The organism is Deltaproteobacteria bacterium PRO3 (assembly GCA_030263375.1).
Taxonomy (GTDB): Bacteria; UBA10199; UBA10199; order DSSB01; family DSSB01; genus DSSB01.
The window spans coordinates 1-18,313 of record SZOV01000069.1 but is presented as its reverse complement, the minus strand read 5'-3'; the positions used below and the strand labels follow the sequence as shown (position 1 = coordinate 18,313).

The window sequence follows — 18,313 nt, the reverse complement described above, 5'->3', positions numbered from 1 at the left end:
CAGCATTGCCATACCGATATGGGGTCCTGCCTCGTGGCGACCGTGGGCGCCATCGCAGCGGTCGCCCTCCTCGTCGAAGCTGATGTAGAGCGGGCCCAGCTTTTCCTGCTGGATCTTGCGCCGGACCCTTTCCCGGATCTCCTTTAAGTCTTCCAGCTCGAGGTAGAGCAGCTTGTGCTTGTCGAAAAAGGCGTAGCCCGGCTTCGTGACCAGGGCCCGCCCCACCTCGGGGAGTCGCTCGAAGCGCGCCTTCAGGTCGTAGAGCGCACGCTGGATCGCCTCGGCGTCGGAGGATTCGAGGACGACGCCGAAGCTCTTCTTCGGCTTGAGCTTGTCGCGGATCTTGAGCAGGGTCTGGACGCTGGGATAGTCCTGAGGCAGCAGGTCGATGGGGTCGGTGCTGATCGTCTTGAAGAGGTGGATCATCCTAGGGTAGGAAAATCCCGCGGAGGCCAAGGCGAGAAGGATCACCAGCCAGTAATACTTGAGGAGAAAACGGACGAGTCCGCGAAAAAAGGCTTTCACAAAATCCCTAATCGGTTAACGCTCCGCCGGCAGGCTTTCCGCCGCCGGATCCGGGGCCGTCGCAAAGGCCCGCAAGCCGTCATTATTTTTCAACGACTTACGACGAAGCCGGCCGCGGAGCCGCCGGCCCTCTATAGGAGCGAAGATTCCGAATGCCAAGGAAGAAATTCAGCGCCCCCCGCCCCTTCCACCAGCTGGAGGCCGAGCTCGCCCCCCGCGACTTGGACCTGGCGATCGGCCTGCTCTACCAATGGGGGATCTTAAGCTCGCAGACCCGGCGGCGCCGGTCGGGGATGCAATTGAGCGCCGAGCTGCCCAAGGGTTTTCGTTTCGAGGCCTTTCGCAAGGCCGTCCAGCGATGGGAACGGGCGCGGGGCGGAAAAAAGGTCTTTCGAAAGTTGCGGCGCCGCTTGATCCGGGACCGCTCCTGGGTCCGGAAATATCAGCGCACCCTGCGGCCCTTCGCCTTGCTGCCCGCCTCCGTCGCCGGCGGTCCCTGGATCGTGGACCCGCGCGGGAAGCTCCCCTCGCGACGGGATCCGAAGACCCTCTACATCGAGGCGGGCCTCGCCTTCGGCACCGGGACCCACACCACGACGCGCCTGGCGGCGGAATACTTGGCCGAGGCGATGGGAAAATCCGGGGCCGCCTTGGTCCTGGACCTCGGCTGCGGCACCGGCATCCTGGCGATGGTCGCGCGCAAGATGGGGGCCAAACGCGTCGTCGCTGTCGACAACGACCCGGAGGCCTTGTCCGTGGCCAAAGAGAATTTCCGGCGCAACGGGGTACGCGGCATCGCGCTGCATGCCGACCTCGAGGAGGTCCCGGGCCGCTTTCCCCTGATCGTCTCGAACATTGGCTTGAACGTCCTCGTGGAGCTTCAAGGTGCCCTCGTTCGCAAACTCGCACCCGGCGGGCGCCTCATCCTGACGGGCCTGCTCTATAAAGACCGTCGGGCCCTGCGCCGGGCCTACCGGTCTCTCAAGCTGGTCCGCTCCGAGAACCGGAGGGGCTGGTCGATATTCCTCCTGCGTAAGCCCTGAGGAATACGCCTGTCTCTAGGAATTTTCCTTGATTCTTGGCCCATGCGCCGCTAGGTACGCGCCCTCAATCACCACTTTCAATCTCTGAAGGGAGAATCTCGAATGTTCGGAAGGAATAAGTCTGTTCTCAAGGGTATGGTCTTGGCTTCGGCCGTGTTCGGCATGGTCGCCTGCGGCGACGGCAACGGCGGCGGTGGCGGCGCCATCGATCCGGGCACCGGCACCGGCAACGCTCAAGCGGACACGCAGTCCAACGTGGCCGTCACTCAAGCCAACGCCCAGACCGGCATCCAACAGGCCACCGCCTCGGCCACTTCCTCGATGAAGTTCGCGTCGGTCAACATCACCGACGTGCCCTGCGCGGGCGGCGGCACCTTCGTCGTCTCCGGCGACGTCACGGATGGCGACCCCATCAGCTTCAATCTCGACATGGACCTTTCCGGTTGCACCTCGATGGACGGCTCGATCTCGGTGGTGGGTTCCGCGGACGTCGAGACCCCCTCGATCGTCTACAGCTACACGATCAACGGCGACGTCGGCGGCAACGGCTGCGTGGTCACCTTCGACAATTTCGCGATCAACGTGGACATCCCCGACCTGACCAACTTCCTCAACGGCCTCTTCTCGCTGGACGGAGCGGTCGGTGGGGCTTGCACCGGCGGGGACACCACCTGCAACTACGACGCCCTCGAGGTCAATTTCTCGGGCGGCACGGCCAGCGGTTCGGTCAGCTGCAGCTAACCCGCGCTTTGCGTATTCTGAAAAAGGCCTCCCGGCGATGGGGGGCCTTTTTTTTTAGTTTTTGCGCTGGGCGGTGAGGATGAGGAGGAAGCCCAACAGCGCGATGCCGAGGACGGAGGCCCAGAGAAAGTCCATGCCCGCGAGCATGCCGACGGGCACCGCGACGAGCGCGAGGACGGGATACCAGAAGGTGCCCTGCGCCTTCTCCTCGCGGTCTTGTTTCGGCATGGGACCAAGGTAATACGGCAGGTTGTGTTCGGAAAGGAAGCGCCGCAGCTCCTCGTCGGACATGCCCCAGCGGTGCTTGAGATAGCCGAGCAGCTTCTGCGAGGAATCTTTCAATCCCTCCCGGTGGAGGATCTGCAGGGCGAGGATCATGTGCTCGATCTGCGTCGTGGGGTTGGCCTCGGCCTTGAGCATCTCGGCCAAGGCCTGGCCCGCGGGATTTCCCGAGGCCTTGGCGGCCTCCCCGGCCTTCTCGCCGACCGCCGTGGGGATTTCGGGCGCGCCGAACTTATGCTTGATGTCCCCGGCGTCCTTGTCGAGCCTTTGGAAGAGGACGGCCTGGTGGGCGGGGATGCCCTTCTGCAGGATCTGTTGCAGCTTGTTCCAAAAGGCGCCGCCCTGCTGCACCTTGAGTTGATTGAGGACCTGGGACATCTCCATCTTTTGCACGAGCACCATGCGGTTGGCCTCGCGGAGGAATTCGCGCAGGACCTGCATCTCCTTCTGCATCTCCTGCCCCTTGCCGTCGCCGTAGGCACCCGAAGAGGCGCTGCCCTGGGGCACGCGGTAGTTTTCAAAACCCTCGTGGACGACGGTGGAAAAGGCGTTGAGGAACTCGAAGGAGAGGCCCTGGGGCTTTTCGGTCTTTTGGGCCATCTGCTCGAGCTTGGCCTGCTCGGCGGCCTGGGCCTGTTGGGCCTGCTGGTTTTTTTGGGCTTGGTCGACGGCCGCCTGGTCGTTGGGCGGCGGGGCCTCCGAGACGGGGGGCGTCGTGCGGGACGGGCTGGTGGATGAAATTTCACCTGACATCGGCGGACCTCTTGGCACCCCAGCCCCACACGCCTACATTATCTAGGATTTCGCCCGCAAAGTTGACTGCTAGCTCTTTATTGGCCTTTTTTTCGCAAAAAAGATAGCAAATATCACGGCCTAGGCCTTAAATGGCCCCTTCGCAAGCCCCTATGAGCCAAGCCCCTCAAGTCCCGCATCCCCGAGCCGCCTTCCGCCACCGGGATTTTCGCTATTTCATCTCCGCGCGTTTTCTGGCCCTGACCTCCCATCAGATGATGAACGTCGCCCTGGGCCAGTGGATCTACGAGTGGACGCGCGACCCCCTCTACCTGGGCTACGTCGGCCTCGCCCTCTTCGTCCCGAAGATGGCCTTCACGGTCTTCGCGGGCCATACCGCCGACCGCTACGACCGCCGACGGGTGATTCTGGTCTGCCGCGGCCTGCAGTTCCTGGGGGTCGCGGCCTTGGCCTTGGTCGCGGGGACCCAGCTGAGCGCCCTCTGGGGGGTCTATCTCCTGCTCTTCCTGCTGGGGATCGCCAACGCCTTCGATGGGCCGGCCAGCCAGGCGATTGTCCCCCAGCTGGTGCCGGCCCCGATCTTCAGCAACGCGGTGAAGTGGAACTCCTCGACCATGCAGATCGCCTTCATCGCGGGCCCGGCCGCCGCGGGCTGGATCTACGCGATGAGCGGCCGCCCCGAGACCGTGCTGATCGTCGTCGCGGCGATGCGCCTGGCCTCCTTCCTCTTGGTGGCCCTGATCCGCAACCGGACCGAGCGCCTCGAGGCCTCGCTGATGACCTTGAAGACCCTGCTTGCGGGTATCCGCTTTGTCTGGGACAAGAAGATCATCCTGGGGACCATCTCGCTGGACCTCTTCGCGGTCCTACTGGGCGGGGCCGTCGCCCTGCTCCCGGTCTACGCCAACGACATCCTGAAGGTCGGCGCCTCCGGCCTCGGCATGCTGCGGGCCGCGCCCGCGCTGGGCGCCGCGCTGATGGCGATCGCCCTCGCCTATCTGCCGCCGCTCAAGCGCGCCGGAGAGACCATGCTGGCTTGCGTGGCGCTCTTCGGCGTGGCGACGGTCTTGTTCGGGATCTCGAAGAATTTTCACTTCTCGCTGCTCTGCCTCTTTGTCCTGGGAGCGGCCGACATGGTGAGCGTGGTGATCCGCGGAGTCTTGGTCCAGGTGCAGACCCCGCACGAGATGCGCGGCCGGGTCAGCGCGGTCAACCTGGTCTTCATCGGGGCCTCCAACGAATTGGGCGAGTTCGAGTCGGGGCTGACCGCGAGCTGGTTCGGGACGGTGCCGGCGGTCGTGATCGGCGGCCTGGGGACCCTCGCGGTGGTGGGGGTCTGGTACCGCCTCTTCCCCGAGATCCGCCGCTTCAAGCGCCTCGAGGAGCCTATGTATTGAGAGGCATGCCCCTTAGGAAGAAACCCACTTGAGGCCGATGATGCCCGCGACGATCAGGGCGATGCAGGCCAGGCGCAGGGCCCCCGCCGCCTCGCCGAAGAAAACGATGCCCCAGATCGTGACGCCGACGGCGCCGATCCCCGTCCAGATCGCATAGGCGGTGCCGATGGGAAGCCGCTTCAGGGCCAAGGAGAGGAAGCCGAAACTGAGCAGCATCATGACGAGCGTGAAGACGCTCGGCCAACGACGGGTGAAGCCCTCGGAGTATTTCATGCCGACCGCCCAGGCGATCTCGAGCAGTCCGGCGACGAAGAGGTAGATCCAGGCCATAGCCCCTCCCTATAAAATTTTTCAAAATATCCAAACCCTCTTTTTAGGAAGGGACGTCTGCGCTCCAGGAACGCCCATGGAGGAAATTATGAAAGCCTTAGGAATCGCCCTCGCCCTGATCCTGTTCGCCGCCCCCGCCGGCTTTGCCAGGCCGGTGGCCGCCGAGATGGCGATCATGCCTCTGCCCGAGCCGCCCGCGTATAACCCGCATCCCCCGCAGAGTCCCGAGGAGCGGCGGCGCGTGGACTTCGCGGTCCAGGAGATCGTGGCCTACTACGGACCCCGGGTCGAGATCCGCCACCCGCACGTCATCCCCTGGTCCTGGCATAAGTTCCAGAATTACCGAAAAAATCCCCCACTCCTGCCGACGGACAAATCCGACCCCCAAGTCATTATCGAGGCCCAGTCGGCCAAGATGGAGCCGCTCCCGCCGGCCCAGGACATGGTCCGCCCCGCCCCTCCCGAGAAGCCGGCGCCCCAGCTGAAGGCCGACGAGTTTATGGTCCACGCCTACGTCCGTTTTCCCAATGACCCGCGCTGGCATCACCTGGACGTCATCCTGAGCGAGGACGCCTCGGGGCATTTGACCCGCCGCAATTTCTTCAGCATCCCCATTCCTTTGGACCCGGGGCAATTGCCGCACGGCGTCGTATGCTGACGGGAAATCCAGGCCCTCATTGACAGGGCGCCCCCCTCGGGTATCATGCGCCCAGATGCAGTCCCACTTTGACATGATCCAGAGCCCCGAGGCCCTCCGCGAAGTCAGCGCGGCCTTGGCCAAAGAACCCCTCATCGCCTTCGACACCGAGTTCATCCGCGAGAGCACCTACCTCCCGAAGCTGGCCTTGATCCAGACCGCCACGCGCCACGAGGCCTGGCTGATCGACGTCTTGGCCTTGAAGCCCGCCGACATGGAGCCTTTTTTGGAGGTGCTGCGCCGGCCCGAGATCTTGAAGGTGGTGCACAGCGCGCACGGCGACCAGGAGTGCCTCTACCACAGCTACGGCGCGTTGGCCTCGCCCCTCTTCGACACCTTTGAAGCCGCCTCGCTGCTCGGGCTGGGCGAGAGCGTCAGTCTCCGCGACCTGATCCGGATGGAGCTTCAGCTCAACGTCGGCAAAAGCCACGCCCGCACCGACTGGCTGCGCCGGCCGATCAGCGAGGAGCTGAAGAAGTACGCCCTCTCCGACGTGGAATATTTGGTCGAGATCGGCGACCGCATGTTGCGGCGCCTGGAGAAGCTCGACCGGAAGGGCTGGGCCCTCGAGCTGAGCGCCTATTATGAAAATCCCAAGCTCTACGAAGACAACTCCGAGGAGATCGCCGAGCGTCTGGCGAAAAGCGGCCGGATTTCGGCGCGCAGCTTCGCCATCCTCCGCGACCTGGTCGCCTGGCGCGAGAAGCGCGCCCGGGCCCTGAACATCCCGCGCCGCCGCGTGGCGGACGACGAGACCCTCTTTCACATCGCCAACGCCCGGCCCTCCACCGTCGAGCAGCTGGGGAAGTTCCGCGGCATCAATTCCGGCGAGATCCAGCGCCAGGGCAAGGCCCTTCTGGCGATCATCGAGGCGCATCGCAACAAGCCCAACGAGCTGTTGCCCGAGGCGCCGCGCCCCAACATCCCCAACGCCGCCCAGGCCCGCGTCATCGACCTGCTGGGCACCTACCTGCGAAATTTGAGCGAACAGCTGCAGATCGCCTCGCGGCACCTGCTCACCACCCACGAGCTGCGCAAGATTGTGCTTGAAAAGCTCCACGACCCGAAGCAATGGGTGGAGCAAGGCCTGTGCTCGCCGCAGGTCGCGGCCTTGATCGGCGAGGACCTGCGCGCGATGCTCGAAGGCCGGCGCGCCCTGTCGATCGAGAACGGCCGGATCAAGATCCAGCACCTTTAGGAACGAACCTTATGCAATTAAATGACTCCGTCGCCCTCGTCACCGGCGGCGCCTCCGGCCTGGGCCGGGCGGTGGCCGAGGCCTTCCTTCAATCCGGCGCCAAGGTCGTCGTCGTCGATCTCGCCCGCGACGAGAATGCGGCGAGCGTCGCGCAGCTGGGCGAGCGGGCCCTCTTCGCCCCCGCCGACGTCTCCGACGAGGCCGCGGTCCAGCAGGCCCTCGCCGCCGCCAAAGAGCGCTTCGGCGCCCTGCACGTCGCCGTCAATTGCGCGGGCATCGCCTTCGCCCTCAAGACCTTGCAAAAGGGCCAGCCCGTCGATCTCCAGACCTTCGAGTTCACCCTCAAGGTCAACCTGGTCGGCACCTTCAACGTCTGCCGGCTCGCCGCGGCCCTCATGGCCGAAAACGCCCCCAACGCCGACGGCGAGCGCGGCGTGCTGATCAACACCGCCTCCATCGCCGCCTTCGACGGCCAGATGGGACAGACCGCCTACGCGGCCTCCAAGGGCGGCATCGTCTCGCTCACCCTGCCCTTGGCCCGCGATCTCGCCGCCTACGGCATCCGCGTCGCCACCATCGCGCCCGGCATCTTCGACACGCCGATGCTCGCCAAGCTCCCCGAGCCCGCGCGCCAGTCCTTGGCCGAGCAGGTCCCCTTTCCTAAGCGCCTGGGTAATCCGGCCGAATTCGCCGCCCTGGCCCGCCATATCGTCGAAAACCCCATGCTCAACGGGGAGGTCATCCGCCTCGACGGCGCCCTCCGCATGGGGATGAAATAGGAGCGCCATGCCGGTATTCCCCGTCCGCCACGCCCCGGATGCCGAGGGGCGCTTCGAGATCGCGCCCGAGGACCTGCGACATCTCAGCCGCGTCCTGCGCCTCAAGCCGGGGGACCGCTTCGAGGTGTGTCTCCCGGACGGCAGCCGAGCCGAGGCCCGCCTCGAGGGCGAGGGCCGCCGCCGCGTCGGCCGCATCCTTCAGCGCCTGGCCTCCCTCCCCGAGACTCGCCTCCCGCTCTGGATCGGCATCGGCCTGATCCGCTTCAGCCGTCTCGAATGGCTGGTGGAAAAGGCCACCGAGCTCGGCGTCGAGCGCCTGAGCCCCCTGCTGCTCAGTCGCGGGCGCTTTGGAAAAAGCGATGAAATTTCCGACAATAAAATCAGTCGTTTGGAGAAGATTGCTCAAGAGACGCTGAAACAATGTGAAAGAATCACTTCGCCTCGGATCGACCCGCCGATGGACCTTAAGTCCTTCTTGAAGCTCAGCGGCGAAGAGCCCGCCTGCCGCAAGCTCCTCTTGGAAGAGCGCAGCCGGGCGGCCCCGCTCCGCGAGGTCCTCGGCGCCGCCCAGACTTGGGCGATCCTGGTCGGCCCCGAAGGGGGCCTCAGCCCGGAGGAGAAGTCTCAGGCTTGCGACGCCGCCTTCACGCCGGTCTCCCTGGGGGCGACGGTCCTGCGCAGCGAGACCGCCGCGCTCTATGCCGCCGCGGCGCTGGACTTTTTCCGGCAAGGGCAGGAGGAAGGGCCATGAGCCTCCCCTTGGTCATCGCCCACCGCGGCGCCAGCGCCCAAGCCCCCGAGAACACCCTAGCCGCCTTCGAGCTGGCCCTGCGCCAGGGCGCCGACGGGATCGAGTTCGACGTCTGGAAGTGCGGCTCCGGCGAGATCGTCGTCACCCACAACCGCGAAACCCAGGAGCTGAGCGGCAAGGCGGGCGACCTGCAGAAGATGACCCTCAAGCAGTTGCGCCGCCTGGATTTCGGCCGCTTCAAGGGCGAGGCCTACCGCGGCGAGCGCATCCCGACCTTGAACGAGGTCCTCGACCTGGCGCGGGGGCTCGAGCTCATCAACATCGAGATCAAGGGCATGGAGGTTCGCTCCCGCGGCATCGAGCTGGACGTCGCCGAGGCCATCCTCAAGTTCAAGCTCCTGCGCCGGGCCGTGGTGAGCTCTTTCAATCCCACCATCCTCTCGCGCCTCCAGACCCTGAACCCCGCCATCCGCATCGGCCTCTTGCTCTACGAGAAGTCCCCGCTGCCGCTGCGGCGCGGCTGGTCGGCGCAATTCCTCAAGCCCTATTCCATCCATCCCTCCTTCGGCCTGATCCAAAAGAAATTCGTCGAGCGGACCCACCGCAAGGGCCAAAAAGTCTTCGTGTGGACCATCAATGATTTCCATCAATTAGACGCGTGCATCGAGGCGGGCGTCGATGGTATCATCACGGATGACCCGGCCTGGGCCATCGCTGCGCTGCGTCGATAGTCCAGGCGTTGAAGTGCCAAAGTTTTTGATTAAAAAAATTCTGCGTACAAAAACTTAGACACTTAGGCACCTAGGCACTTAGACACTTGAAAGAATTTATGCCCCTGAATTGGGACGACGACGATGAAGAAGAGCTGACCGAGATCGAATTCAAAAAGCGATCTTCCCGGGTGGTCGTCCACGATGAGAACACCACCCCCATGGGTGAGCCCCTGCCCACAGCCCGCCGCGAGGCCCCGCGCGAGCTCCCCTATCAGCCGCCTCCGCCGCAGCCGGTGGTCCTCAAGGAGCCGCGTTCGGGTGCCGCGCCCCGCCCCCAGCCTGCGGGCGCCTACTCGCCTGCCCCGCTGCGCGACCGCTTCGCTGCCTTCCTCGTCGACTCGCTGGTGGCCTTCTACGCCTATTTCCTGGTCGGCTACGGCCTGCTCAAGTTCTTCGGCATGCCGGGAATCGCCACGCTGCACCTGGGTCGCGGGCGCTTCCTGATGCACGTCGGGATCACCCTCCTGGTCGTCTTCTTCTACTACGTCACGATGGAATCCGTGTTCGGCGCCACCCTGGGCAAGCTCTTCTGCCGCCTGCGCGTTATCGAGGAGAGCGGCCAGGCCGCCTCGCTGGGCAACGTCTTCATCCGTAATTTTTTGCGCATCGTGGACTACCCGCTGTTTTTCCTGATCGCGGTGATCGCGATGGAGTCCTCCCCGCTCAACCAACGGCTGGGCGACCGCGCGGCGAAGACGATCGTCATCAAGAAGACGCGCCGCTACGTCCCCGCCGTCGACCTGGCGCACACGCCGCTGGCCTCCACCTTGAGCAGGATCTTCGCGGAGTGTCTCGACCTGGTCCTCTCGCTGCTCTTGATCTACGGGACCTTCCTCTTGATGGTTCCAAGCCGGCCCCTGCTCTCCTACGTGGTCCTGCTCAGCCTCCCGGTGCTCTTCGTCGCCTATTACACGGTCCTGGAATTCCTCACCGGGACGACGCCGGGCAAGGCCCTGTTCAAGCGCCAGGTCGTCCTCGACCACGGCGAGCCGCCCGACGGGACCGGGGCCCTGATCCGCAATCTCTTCCGCCCCCTCGATTATTTTTTGGGCTATCCCCTGATGACGCTGAGCCGCCGCAAGCAGCGCCTGGGCGACATGGCGGCCGACACCTTGGTCGTCGCCAAGCCCCCGGCGCAGAAGGCCTGGCTCGGTTCGGCGATCGCGGTGGCCTTGGTCTTGGCCGTCGCCTACTTCGGCTTTCGCAATCCGAACAATTTGATCCGCGCCCAGTACGGCTTGGGCCCGATCGAGGGGCTGAAGGTGTTCTTGCCGGGCGCGCGGCCCGCTCCTAAGAAAGGCGCGCCGGTCCCAGCGCCGTCCGCGCCGAAGGCCGTCCCCGACAAGCCGAAGAGCGCGGCGCCCCTGCCCGCCAGCACCTCCGACAAGCTCAACCTCGCGGAGTTTTACTTCGCGACCGGTCCCGCGCCCGGCCAGATCCGCAAGGACGGGGTCTTTCGCAGCGGCGACTTGGTCTTCGTCTTCTTCAAGGTGCAGGGATTTCAGCTGAACGCGCAGCAGGAGGCCTCGATCGGCGAAGACCTTCGGGTGGAGGATCCGGAGGGCAAGGTCCTGGTGGACCAACCCAACGTCGTCGAGCTGGTCAAGGTGGTGAAGGAGGCCAACCCCAGCATGCTCTTCGCCAACCAGATCAAGCTGCCCAAGGACGCCCCCGTCGGGAAGTACCGCGCCGTCTTCACCGTCTACGACAAGGTCGCCGAGACGCAGTTTTCCTTCGAGAAGAGCTTCGAGCTGCAATAGGGCCAAAGCCCCATGAGCCTCACCGTCGTGCAACGCTTCTACGAGCTGGCCAAGCAACAGGCCGAGGCGCCGGCCCTGGGTCTCTGGCAGGACGGCGAATACCATGAGCTGCCCTGGTGGTTCGTCAAGTCCAAGGCCAAGCACTTCGGCCTGGGCCTGCTCGAGGAAGGCGCCCGCGAAGGCGAGTGTTTCTACCTGCTCGCCTCGCCGCATCCCACCTGGAGCTACGCCGAGCTGGGTGCCTTGACGATAGGCCTGCGCACCGTGCCCCTGCCCGCGGAGATCGGCGCGGAGCGGCTCGAGGAATTGTTCCGCCGCCATCCTCCGGTCTTCCTCTACGCCGAAGCCAAGACCTTCGCCCCGCTGCGGGTCCTCTGCGAACGCAGCAAGGGCTTACGGCGCGTAATTTTGCCCGAAGAGCCCGAAGGCGATCCCGAGGGCCTCGCGCGCAGCTTTCGCCGCGTCTTCAACGCCGGGATCCGCTTCGAGTCGAAGCACCATGCCGCCTACCGCCGCATCCGCCAGGGCCTGGCCGAGGACCGCGAGATGAGCCCGCTTCGGGTCGCGCCCGACGGCGCTTTGGAAGAGCGTCCGCTGCGCTACGGCGAGGTCAACGAGGCCTGCGCCAAGCTGAGCCACGCGCTCGGGGCCGCGAAGGCGCGTCGCCTGCTCTCGGCGGCGGACCTAAGCCGCAGCTTCGCGCGCGTCGCCTGCCTCTACTGGCCGATCTTCGCGGCCCTGCAGTCGGTCTTTGCACCGCCGGGCGAGGCCCTCGGTCCGCTGCTGCGCCGCTTTCGCCCGGAGGCCCTGTTCTTGAACGGACCCTGGCTCAATCCCGATGCCGGCGAGCGCGAGGGCCTCGGCAAGGCCTTCGCGCTCCCGGCCGAAAAGGAACAGAGCTTGGGCTGGCTCGCCCGCCGCCGCCTGCGCGCGCAGCTGGGCGGCCGGCTCCGTTGCCTGATCGGCGATGCAGCCCTGCCGCCCGCCTGGGCCCGCGCGGCCGCGGCCCTGCGGCTTCCGACGCTCGCCGCCAGTCCCGAAGCGCCAAACTTTCTCTTGTGAAATCGCGGCCGCTCAGGTATCCAAAATCCAGTCTGTTTTCGAAATTTCCTTTTTAGAATCCGAGGTTTCAGCATGTCCGGCCACAGTAAATGGGCAACGATCAAGCGCAAGAAGGGCGCCACCGACGCCAAGCGCGGAAAAATCTTCTCCAAGCTCATCAAAGAGATCACCGTCGCCGCCAAGATGGGCGGCGGCGACCCCGGGGGCAATCCCCGGCTTCGCACCGCGATCGACGCCGCCAAGGCCGAGAACATGCCCAACGACAACATCCAGCGCGCGATCAAGCGCGGCTCCGGCGAGATGGAAGGCGTCACCTACGACGAGATCACCTACGAGGCCTACGGTCCCGGCGGCGCCGCGATCATGATCGAGGTCCTGACCGACAACAAAAACCGCACCGTCGCCGAGATCCGCCACCTGCTCAGCAAGGGCGGCGGCAACATGGGCGAGACCGGCTCGGTCGGCTGGGTCTTTCACAAGAAGGGCAGCATCGTCGTCGACAAGAAGGCCGTCGCCGAAGACGCGCTCATGGAGCTCGCCCTCGACGCGGGCGCCGAGGACATCCAGGATGCCGGCGATTCCTTCGAGGTCCTCGCCGATCCGGCGAGCTTCGATGCGGTGCTGAACGCGATCAAGGGTAAAAACATCCCCACGCTGAGCGCCAAGATCGGCCTGATCCCGCAGAACACCGTCAAGCTGACCGGGGACCCCGCCGAGAAGATGCTCAAGTTGATGGAAAACCTCGAGGACCACGACGACGTGCAAAACGTCTATTCCAACTTCGACATCTCCGAAGAGGAAATGGAAAAGCTGGCGAAATAGGAGCTTATGCGGATCCTGGGCATCGACCCCGGCTGTACGGTGACCGGTTACGGATTGATCGAGGAGGTCTCGGGCCGCGTCGCCCACCTCGACAACGGCGGCATCTTTCCGCCCCCCAAGGAGGCCTTCGGCGACCGCATGCGCTACATCCACGACCACGTCGAGGCCCTGATCGGCAAATTCTCGCCGGACGCGGTCGCCATCGAGAACATCTTCGTCGCCAAAAACGTCCAAAGCACGCTCAAGCTGGGCCATGCCCGCGGCGCCGCCATGGTGGCGGTCTCCCGCGCGGGCCTGCCGCTCTTCGAATACACCGCGTTGCAGGTCAAGCAGGCCGTCACCGGTTACGGACACGCCGGCAAGGAGCAGATCCAAAAGATGGTTCAGGCCCTCTTGAAGCTGCCGGGCGCGGCCTTCGCCGACGCCTCCGACGCCCTCGCGGTGGCGCTTTGCCACGCCAACTCCTACCGCATGATGAAGAAGGTGAAGGCCGGATGATCGCTTACCTGCAAGGCAGCCTCGAAGAGATCGGACCCGACTACGCGGTGCTGGTGACCGGCGGCGTCGGCTACCAAGTCTTTCTGGCCAAGAACACCCTCCTCTCTTTGCCCGATTTGGGCGCCAAGCTCGAGCTCAAGATCCACACCGTCGTGCGCGAGGACAACATCAGCCTCTACGGCTTCCGCCGCGCCTCCGAGAAGGAGCTCTTCCTCAAGCTCATTCAGGTGAGCAACGTCGGCCCCAAGCTGGCCCTGACCATCATGTCGGGCCTGCCGGTCGAGGACCTGGCCGCCGCGATCCGCGGCGAGGATCTGGTTCGCCTGACGGCGATCCCCGGCATCGGCAAGAAGACCGCCGAGCGCCTCATCGTCGAGCTGAAAGACAAGGTCCTGACTTGGTTGGCGAAGGGCGGCGAGGCTGCCGCGCCCGCCCTGGCCGCTCCGATCTCTCTTTCGGAAGAAGCGATCAGCGCCTTGGTCAATCTGGGCTATACCCGCCAAGAAGCGCAACAGGCCTTGAAGTCCATCCCCGGGGCCGACGAGCTCCCGCTGGAAAAATTGGTCCGCGAGGGGCTCAAGGCCCTGTCCTGAGCCCTAACTCCCGCGACGACGAAGGGAGCCTCCATGACGACCGAAAGCCAAACGCCGCAAACCGCATCCAAATCCGGACTGCTCGCTGCGGCCGGGCGCGCCCTGCGGCGTTTTCCCGGCGTCCTGGCCGTCGCCGCGCTGGGCACGGTGCTGGTGATTCAGGCGGCCTTTCAGTCGGGCGACGACCCGGTGAAGTGGGCGCATTGGCGCCTGCTCTTGGTCGCGGCCCTGGGGATCTCCTGGCTCTACTCACTCAGCCTGATCGCCGAGCGGCGTTACCGGGGACCGGCGCGGCAACTCTTGCCGCTTGGCTTCGGCTTCGCGACGCTGGGTCTGTATTACCTGCGGCTGCGCTCCTGGAACGAAGCGACGGTCGGTGAGGCCTTTCTTTTCGAATACCTCGGGCTCTTCTTTGCGTTGCACGCCTTCGCGGCCTACGCGCCCTACCTCGGCCGACGGGAGCCGCGCGGATTTTGGGAATACAATCGCCGCATTTTCCTTCGCATCTTGGCCGCCCTGCTCTTCTCCGGAACTCTCTACGTCGGCTGCGTGGTGTTCTTCGCGGCGCTCTCGAGGATCCTGGAGTTTCGGGCCCTGGGCTATATCCTCGTCTTTTTCGCCGCCTCGATCGTCGGCATCTTCAATACCTGGTTCTTTTTGGCGGGGGTGCCGGAGGATTTCGAGGCCTTGGAGCGCCAGCCTTCCCCCTACCCGCGGGGCTTGAAGGCCTTTGCCCAATTCGTCCTCCTGCCCTTGGCGGTGGCCATCGGCCTCGTCCTCGAGCTGTGGCTGATCCAGCGGCTGGCGACGGGAGGCAGGGTCGACCCCGCCACGGCCGGGGCCTTCTTCGCCTGGGGCGGCTTCGGGCTCTTGACCTATCTCCTGCTCTACCCCCTCCGCGAGGACCCCGGCGAGCGCTGGCTGAAGGCTTTCGAAAAGGGATTTTTCTTGGGGCTGCTCCCGATGCTGGGCGCGGTGGCCTACGCCGTCTTTCGGCTGATCCAGCGCTTCGGTTGGACGCCGCCGCGCTACTACGCCGTCGTCCTCAGCCTCTGGGGCCTGGGCTTGTGCCTGTATTTCCTGCTGGTGAAGCGTCCCGGGATCCGCTGGATCCCGGTCAGCCTCAGCCTGATCGCCCTCTTCACGGTGAGCGGCCCGCAGGGCCCCTATCAGGTGAGCCGTCGCAGCCAGGAGGCGCGGCTCGCGGCGAGCTTGAGGGAAGCCGGCTTGGCGCCCGGCGCCCCCGCGACGGAGGCCCTGCTCGCCCTGCCCGCGGCGACGAAGGAAGGGCTGCTCGGCCGAATCGGCTACCTGGAAAGCCGCTACGGCTGCGAAGGGCTTCGCCCTTATTTCGGCCCCAGATTGGAGACCGTCGACGAGGAGGGAAAACCCCGCTGCGACCTTCGCCCTCTGCGCCGCATCTTGACCCGCGACCCCTCCCTTTCCCCGGAGGGCTTCGTCGAGGCCGAGGCGGTGGCGATCAACTTCCTCACCGACTTTCCGTCCTATCGCGAGGTCTCCGTACGCGGCTTCGACCTCTACTTCCCCGTCGAGGCGGTTCGTTTCCTCGAGGGCGGGCGCCCCAGCGCCGAGTGCCCCCAGGGGAACCAAGAGTCTCCGGTCTGCGCGGTGTTGCCCAAGGAGGGAAGACAACTCGAGCTCTATCTCGAAGGCCGTCCGCTCGGGAAAATCGACCTCGAGCCGATCTACGGGCCTCTCCTCAAGACTCGCTACGAGACCGCGTCGCCCGCCGAGCGCGAATCCCCGATGTTTCGCCTCAAGCCCGAGGAGATGACCTTCGATCGGACCCTTCCCGGAGGCAAGGCGCGGCTGCGCTTCGACCAGATCCGCCTCGAGAAGCGGGGGGCGCAGGTTTATCCCGATTACGTCCGATTTTCGCTGTTGTTTCAAAAAGGAAGTTAAGTTAATCCTCGCCCATGTCCCGTGACAACGTCCACATGGATGCCGCGGCCCTGCTTCCCGAGGAGGAAGAGATCGACCGCTCGCTCCGGCCTAAGCGCCTCGCCGACTACGTCGGACAAACGGGCGTGAAGGAGAAGCTCGAGATCTTCATCGAGGCGGCGAAGCGTCGGGGCGAGCCGCTGGACCACTGCCTCTTTTCGGGACCGCCGGGCCTGGGCAAGACCTCGCTCGCGATCATCATCGCCAACGAGATGGGCGCCAACATCAAGTCGACCTCCGGCCCCGCCATCGAGCGGCCCGGCGACCTGGCCGCCCTCCTCACCAATCTCGAAGAGCGCGACGTCCTCTTCATCGACGAGATTCATCGCCTCAACACCACGGTCGAAGAGATCCTGTACCCCGCGATGGAGGACTTTCAGCTCGACATCGTGATCGGCCAAGGCCCCTCGGCCAAGACAATCAAACTCGACCTGCCGCGCTTCACCCTGGTGGGCGCGACGACCCGCGCCGGCCTGCTGACCTCGCCGCTGCGCGACCGCTTCGGCGTCGTGGCGCGGCTGGATTTCTATAGCGGCGACGAGCTGGCGACCATCGTCAAGCGCAGCGCGAAGATCCTCGAGATCCCTATCACGCAGGAGGGCGCCGTCGAGCTGGCACAGCGCGCCCGCGGCACGCCCCGCATCGTCAACCGCCTGCTCAAGCGCTCCCGCGACTACGCGCAGGTCAAGGCCCAGGGGCTGCTGGACCAAAAGGTCGCCAAAGAGGCCCTCAACCTCTTGGAGGTCGACGAGAAGGGCTTCGACCACATGGACCGCAAGATCCTGCGCACCATCCTCGAGAAGTTCCAAGGAGGTCCGGTGGGCGTCGAAACCCTCTCCAGCGCCATCGCCGAAGAGAAAGACACCATCGAGGACGTCTACGAGCCCTACCTCATCCAATGCGGATTCCTGCAGCGCACGCCGCGCGGCCGGATGGCGACGGACCTCGCCTACCAGTACTTCGGCCTGCCCCGCCCCGAGCGCGCGGCCGACCTCAAGGCCAAGCAGGATTCGCTGTTCTGAGGGCACCATGCAGGAGCTGGGCAAATTCCTCGTCCTCGCCGGCCTCTTGATCGTCCTCCTCGGCGCGGGGCTTTATTTTTGGCCCCAGCTTTCGCAGCTGCCGCTGCTCCGACACCTGGGCCGCCTGCCCGGCGACATCGCCGTCAAGCGCGAGGGCTTCCGCCTTTATATCCCCATCGCGACCTCACTGCTGCTGAGCCTCTTTTTCAGCCTCCTGCTGTATTGGATCGGCGGCCGGCGCCGCTGAGCGGTTTTTTTTCGCCCCTGGAACCGGAAATTGTGCGTGAAAAACTACCTCGCCTCTGTTAAGCAGGAGAGAGATGAACTCCGCCAAAGGAAAATCCGCCGCGCGCCCGCGCCGCCAATTGACGCCGGTTCTCAAGCGCTTCTTCGCCGGCGGCGTCTTGCTGATCCTGGCGGGCTTCGGATTCTTGACCCTGTTCAGCAACAACGGCATCCTCGACCTGTTTCGCCTCAAGTCGCTCTACCGCTCCCTGCAAAACGAGAACGCCGGGCTGCTGCGCCAGCAGGAAGAGCTGCGCGCCGAGGTCCAGCGCCTGCAGGACCCCCGCTACCTCGAGTACCTCGCCCGGGAGCGCTTCGGCTACATGAAGCCCAACGAGGTCTTCATCCTGCTCGATTCCCCCTCGGCCCCCGCCGACCCAAGCCCTCAGTCCTCAGTTGACAACTAAGGGCGCCTGGGCTACCTGGCGCCTCTGGGAAAAATTCCCTCAAGCAAGACTCTTCGCGGCCCCCTGTCAGGCCGCGGAGAGGTGTTTTAACATGATGCAGTTCTTGAATGATCGCGTACAACCCCCTATTCGGCCGAATGTTTTCGAGCTTTCGGTTGAAGGGGTGTTTGCTGAAGAGACGCGCCGATTCGAGGGCTGCATTTTTTTATGGAGGTAATCCTTATGGCAGAACGCGAACGCGGCAAGGTCAAGTGGTTCAATAACAATAAGGGCTTCGGTTTCATCGAGCAGGAGAATGGACAGGACGTGTTCGTCCATTACTCCGCGATTTCCGGAGACGGTTACAAGACCTTGTCCGAGGGTCAGACGGTCGAATTCGACCTCACCACCGGCGCCAAGGGACCTCAGGCCACCAACGTCAGCAAAGTCTAGCACCGAATTTTGTCCATAAAAAAACCCCGCTCCGAGCCGGAGCGGGGTTTTTTTTTGCCGAATAGGATTACCAAGTGGCCGGAGCCGAAGGCGCGGCCGGGGCGCTGGGCGCCGCGGGGGCACCGGGGGCAGCAGGAGCCGGAGGCGCCGCAGGAGCGGCCGGCGCGGTCGGAGCCGCGGGTGCCGCCGGGGCCGGGGCTG

Annotated in this window: 22 protein-coding genes; 19 read left to right on the top strand and 3 right to left on the bottom strand. The window is 64.9% G+C overall.

Going from position 1 to position 18,313, the window contains the following annotated elements; genetic code table 11:
- The coding region (locus tag FBR05_11000; protein MDL1872718.1) for a hypothetical protein at positions 1 to 525 on the bottom strand (525 nt) is incomplete at its 3' end.
- A 152-nt stretch (positions 526 to 677) separates the two neighbouring features.
- Between FBR05_11000 and FBR05_10995 the strand changes: the two genes are divergently transcribed.
- Together FBR05_10995 and FBR05_10990 are read left to right on the top strand one after the other, a co-directional pair.
- Positions 678 to 1,568 carry a methyltransferase gene (locus tag FBR05_10995; GenBank protein ID MDL1872717.1) on the top strand — a complete coding sequence of 297 codons (891 nt, stop codon included), beginning with the start codon at positions 678 to 680 and terminating at the stop codon, positions 1,566 to 1,568.
- 141 nt (positions 1,569 to 1,709) lie between these two features.
- Entirely contained in the window at positions 1,710 to 2,309 is a 600-nt protein-coding gene (locus FBR05_10990; protein MDL1872716.1) for a hypothetical protein, read from the top strand.
- Positions 2,310 to 2,363: 54 nt separating this feature from the next.
- Here FBR05_10990 and FBR05_10985 read toward each other — a convergent pair whose 3' ends face one another.
- Positions 2,364 to 3,098, bottom strand: coding sequence for a hypothetical protein (locus tag FBR05_10985; GenBank protein ID MDL1872715.1), 735 nt, complete (start codon positions 3,096 to 3,098; stop codon positions 2,364 to 2,366).
- A gap of 21 nt (positions 3,099 to 3,119) precedes the next feature.
- On the opposite strand from FBR05_10985, the gene FBR05_10980 reads away from it, so the two are divergent.
- Both FBR05_10980 and FBR05_10975 read left to right on the top strand, forming a co-directional pair.
- On the top strand, positions 3,120 to 3,329 hold the full coding sequence (locus tag FBR05_10980; GenBank protein MDL1872714.1) for a hypothetical protein: 210 nt from the start codon (positions 3,120 to 3,122) through the stop codon (positions 3,327 to 3,329).
- A 167-nt stretch (positions 3,330 to 3,496) separates the two neighbouring features.
- Positions 3,497 to 4,741, top strand: a complete 1,245-nt coding sequence (locus FBR05_10975) for an MFS transporter (protein ID MDL1872713.1) — start codon at positions 3,497 to 3,499, stop codon at positions 4,739 to 4,741.
- Between the two features lie 12 nt (positions 4,742 to 4,753).
- On the opposite strand, the gene sugE is transcribed toward FBR05_10975, so the two are convergent.
- A complete protein-coding gene (gene sugE / locus FBR05_10970) occupies positions 4,754 to 5,071 on the bottom strand; it encodes a quaternary ammonium compound efflux SMR transporter SugE (protein MDL1872712.1) in 318 nt (105 codons plus the stop codon).
- 88 nt (positions 5,072 to 5,159) lie between these two features.
- Between sugE and FBR05_10965 the strand changes: the two genes are divergently transcribed.
- The 15 genes from FBR05_10965 to FBR05_10895 all read left to right on the top strand — a co-directional run bounded on the left by FBR05_10965 (position 5,160) and on the right by FBR05_10895 (position 18,112).
- Positions 5,160 to 5,729: a hypothetical protein gene (locus FBR05_10965; GenBank protein ID MDL1872711.1), complete on the top strand. Its 570-nt coding sequence runs from the start codon at positions 5,160 to 5,162 to the stop codon at positions 5,727 to 5,729.
- A gap of 55 nt (positions 5,730 to 5,784) precedes the next feature.
- A complete protein-coding gene (locus FBR05_10960; GenBank protein MDL1872710.1) occupies positions 5,785 to 6,966 on the top strand; it encodes a ribonuclease D in 1,182 nt (393 codons plus the stop codon).
- A gap of 11 nt (positions 6,967 to 6,977) precedes the next feature.
- The gene (locus FBR05_10955; protein MDL1872709.1) at positions 6,978 to 7,745 is read left to right on the top strand and encodes a 3-hydroxyacyl-CoA dehydrogenase; all 768 of its coding nucleotides are present in this window, start codon (positions 6,978 to 6,980) and stop codon (positions 7,743 to 7,745) included.
- 7 nt (positions 7,746 to 7,752) lie between these two features.
- Positions 7,753 to 8,496: a 16S rRNA (uracil(1498)-N(3))-methyltransferase gene (locus FBR05_10950; protein ID MDL1872708.1), complete on the top strand. Its 744-nt coding sequence runs from the start codon at positions 7,753 to 7,755 to the stop codon at positions 8,494 to 8,496.
- Positions 8,493 to 9,227, top strand: coding sequence for a glycerophosphodiester phosphodiesterase (locus FBR05_10945; GenBank protein MDL1872707.1), 735 nt, complete (start codon positions 8,493 to 8,495; stop codon positions 9,225 to 9,227). The genes FBR05_10950 and FBR05_10945 overlap by 4 nt, the downstream gene beginning before the upstream one ends.
- A 98-nt stretch (positions 9,228 to 9,325) precedes the next feature.
- On the top strand, positions 9,326 to 11,029 hold the full coding sequence (locus FBR05_10940; protein ID MDL1872706.1) for a hypothetical protein: 1,704 nt from the start codon (positions 9,326 to 9,328) through the stop codon (positions 11,027 to 11,029).
- A gap of 12 nt (positions 11,030 to 11,041) precedes the next feature.
- Complete coding sequence (locus FBR05_10935; GenBank protein ID MDL1872705.1) at positions 11,042 to 12,091, top strand: hypothetical protein; 1,050 nt, start codon at positions 11,042 to 11,044, stop codon at positions 12,089 to 12,091.
- Positions 12,092 to 12,163: 72 nt separating this feature from the next.
- Complete coding sequence (locus FBR05_10930) at positions 12,164 to 12,913, top strand: YebC/PmpR family DNA-binding transcriptional regulator (GenBank protein MDL1872704.1); 750 nt, start codon at positions 12,164 to 12,166, stop codon at positions 12,911 to 12,913.
- Between the two features lie 6 nt (positions 12,914 to 12,919).
- On the top strand, positions 12,920 to 13,411 hold the full coding sequence (ruvC, locus tag FBR05_10925; GenBank protein MDL1872703.1) for a crossover junction endodeoxyribonuclease RuvC: 492 nt from the start codon (positions 12,920 to 12,922) through the stop codon (positions 13,409 to 13,411).
- On the top strand, positions 13,408 to 14,004 hold the full coding sequence (gene ruvA, locus FBR05_10920; protein ID MDL1872702.1) for a Holliday junction branch migration protein RuvA: 597 nt from the start codon (positions 13,408 to 13,410) through the stop codon (positions 14,002 to 14,004). The genes ruvC and ruvA overlap by 4 nt, the downstream gene beginning before the upstream one ends.
- Positions 14,005 to 14,037: 33 nt before the next feature.
- Positions 14,038 to 15,927, top strand: a complete 1,890-nt coding sequence (locus FBR05_10915; protein MDL1872701.1) for a DUF4153 domain-containing protein — start codon at positions 14,038 to 14,040, stop codon at positions 15,925 to 15,927.
- Positions 15,928 to 15,962: 35 nt separating this feature from the next.
- Entirely contained in the window at positions 15,963 to 16,988 is a 1,026-nt protein-coding gene (gene ruvB / locus FBR05_10910) for a Holliday junction branch migration DNA helicase RuvB (protein ID MDL1872700.1), read from the top strand.
- 7 nt (positions 16,989 to 16,995) lie between these two features.
- Positions 16,996 to 17,235 carry a DUF2905 domain-containing protein gene (locus FBR05_10905; protein MDL1872699.1) on the top strand — a complete coding sequence of 80 codons (240 nt, stop codon included), beginning with the start codon at positions 16,996 to 16,998 and terminating at the stop codon, positions 17,233 to 17,235.
- Positions 17,236 to 17,308: 73 nt separating this feature from the next.
- Positions 17,309 to 17,680 carry a septum formation initiator family protein gene (locus FBR05_10900; GenBank protein MDL1872698.1) on the top strand — a complete coding sequence of 124 codons (372 nt, stop codon included), beginning with the start codon at positions 17,309 to 17,311 and terminating at the stop codon, positions 17,678 to 17,680.
- Between the two features lie 222 nt (positions 17,681 to 17,902).
- On the top strand, positions 17,903 to 18,112 hold the full coding sequence (locus FBR05_10895; GenBank protein MDL1872697.1) for a cold-shock protein: 210 nt from the start codon (positions 17,903 to 17,905) through the stop codon (positions 18,110 to 18,112).
- Positions 18,113 to 18,313 lie beyond the last annotated feature (201 nt).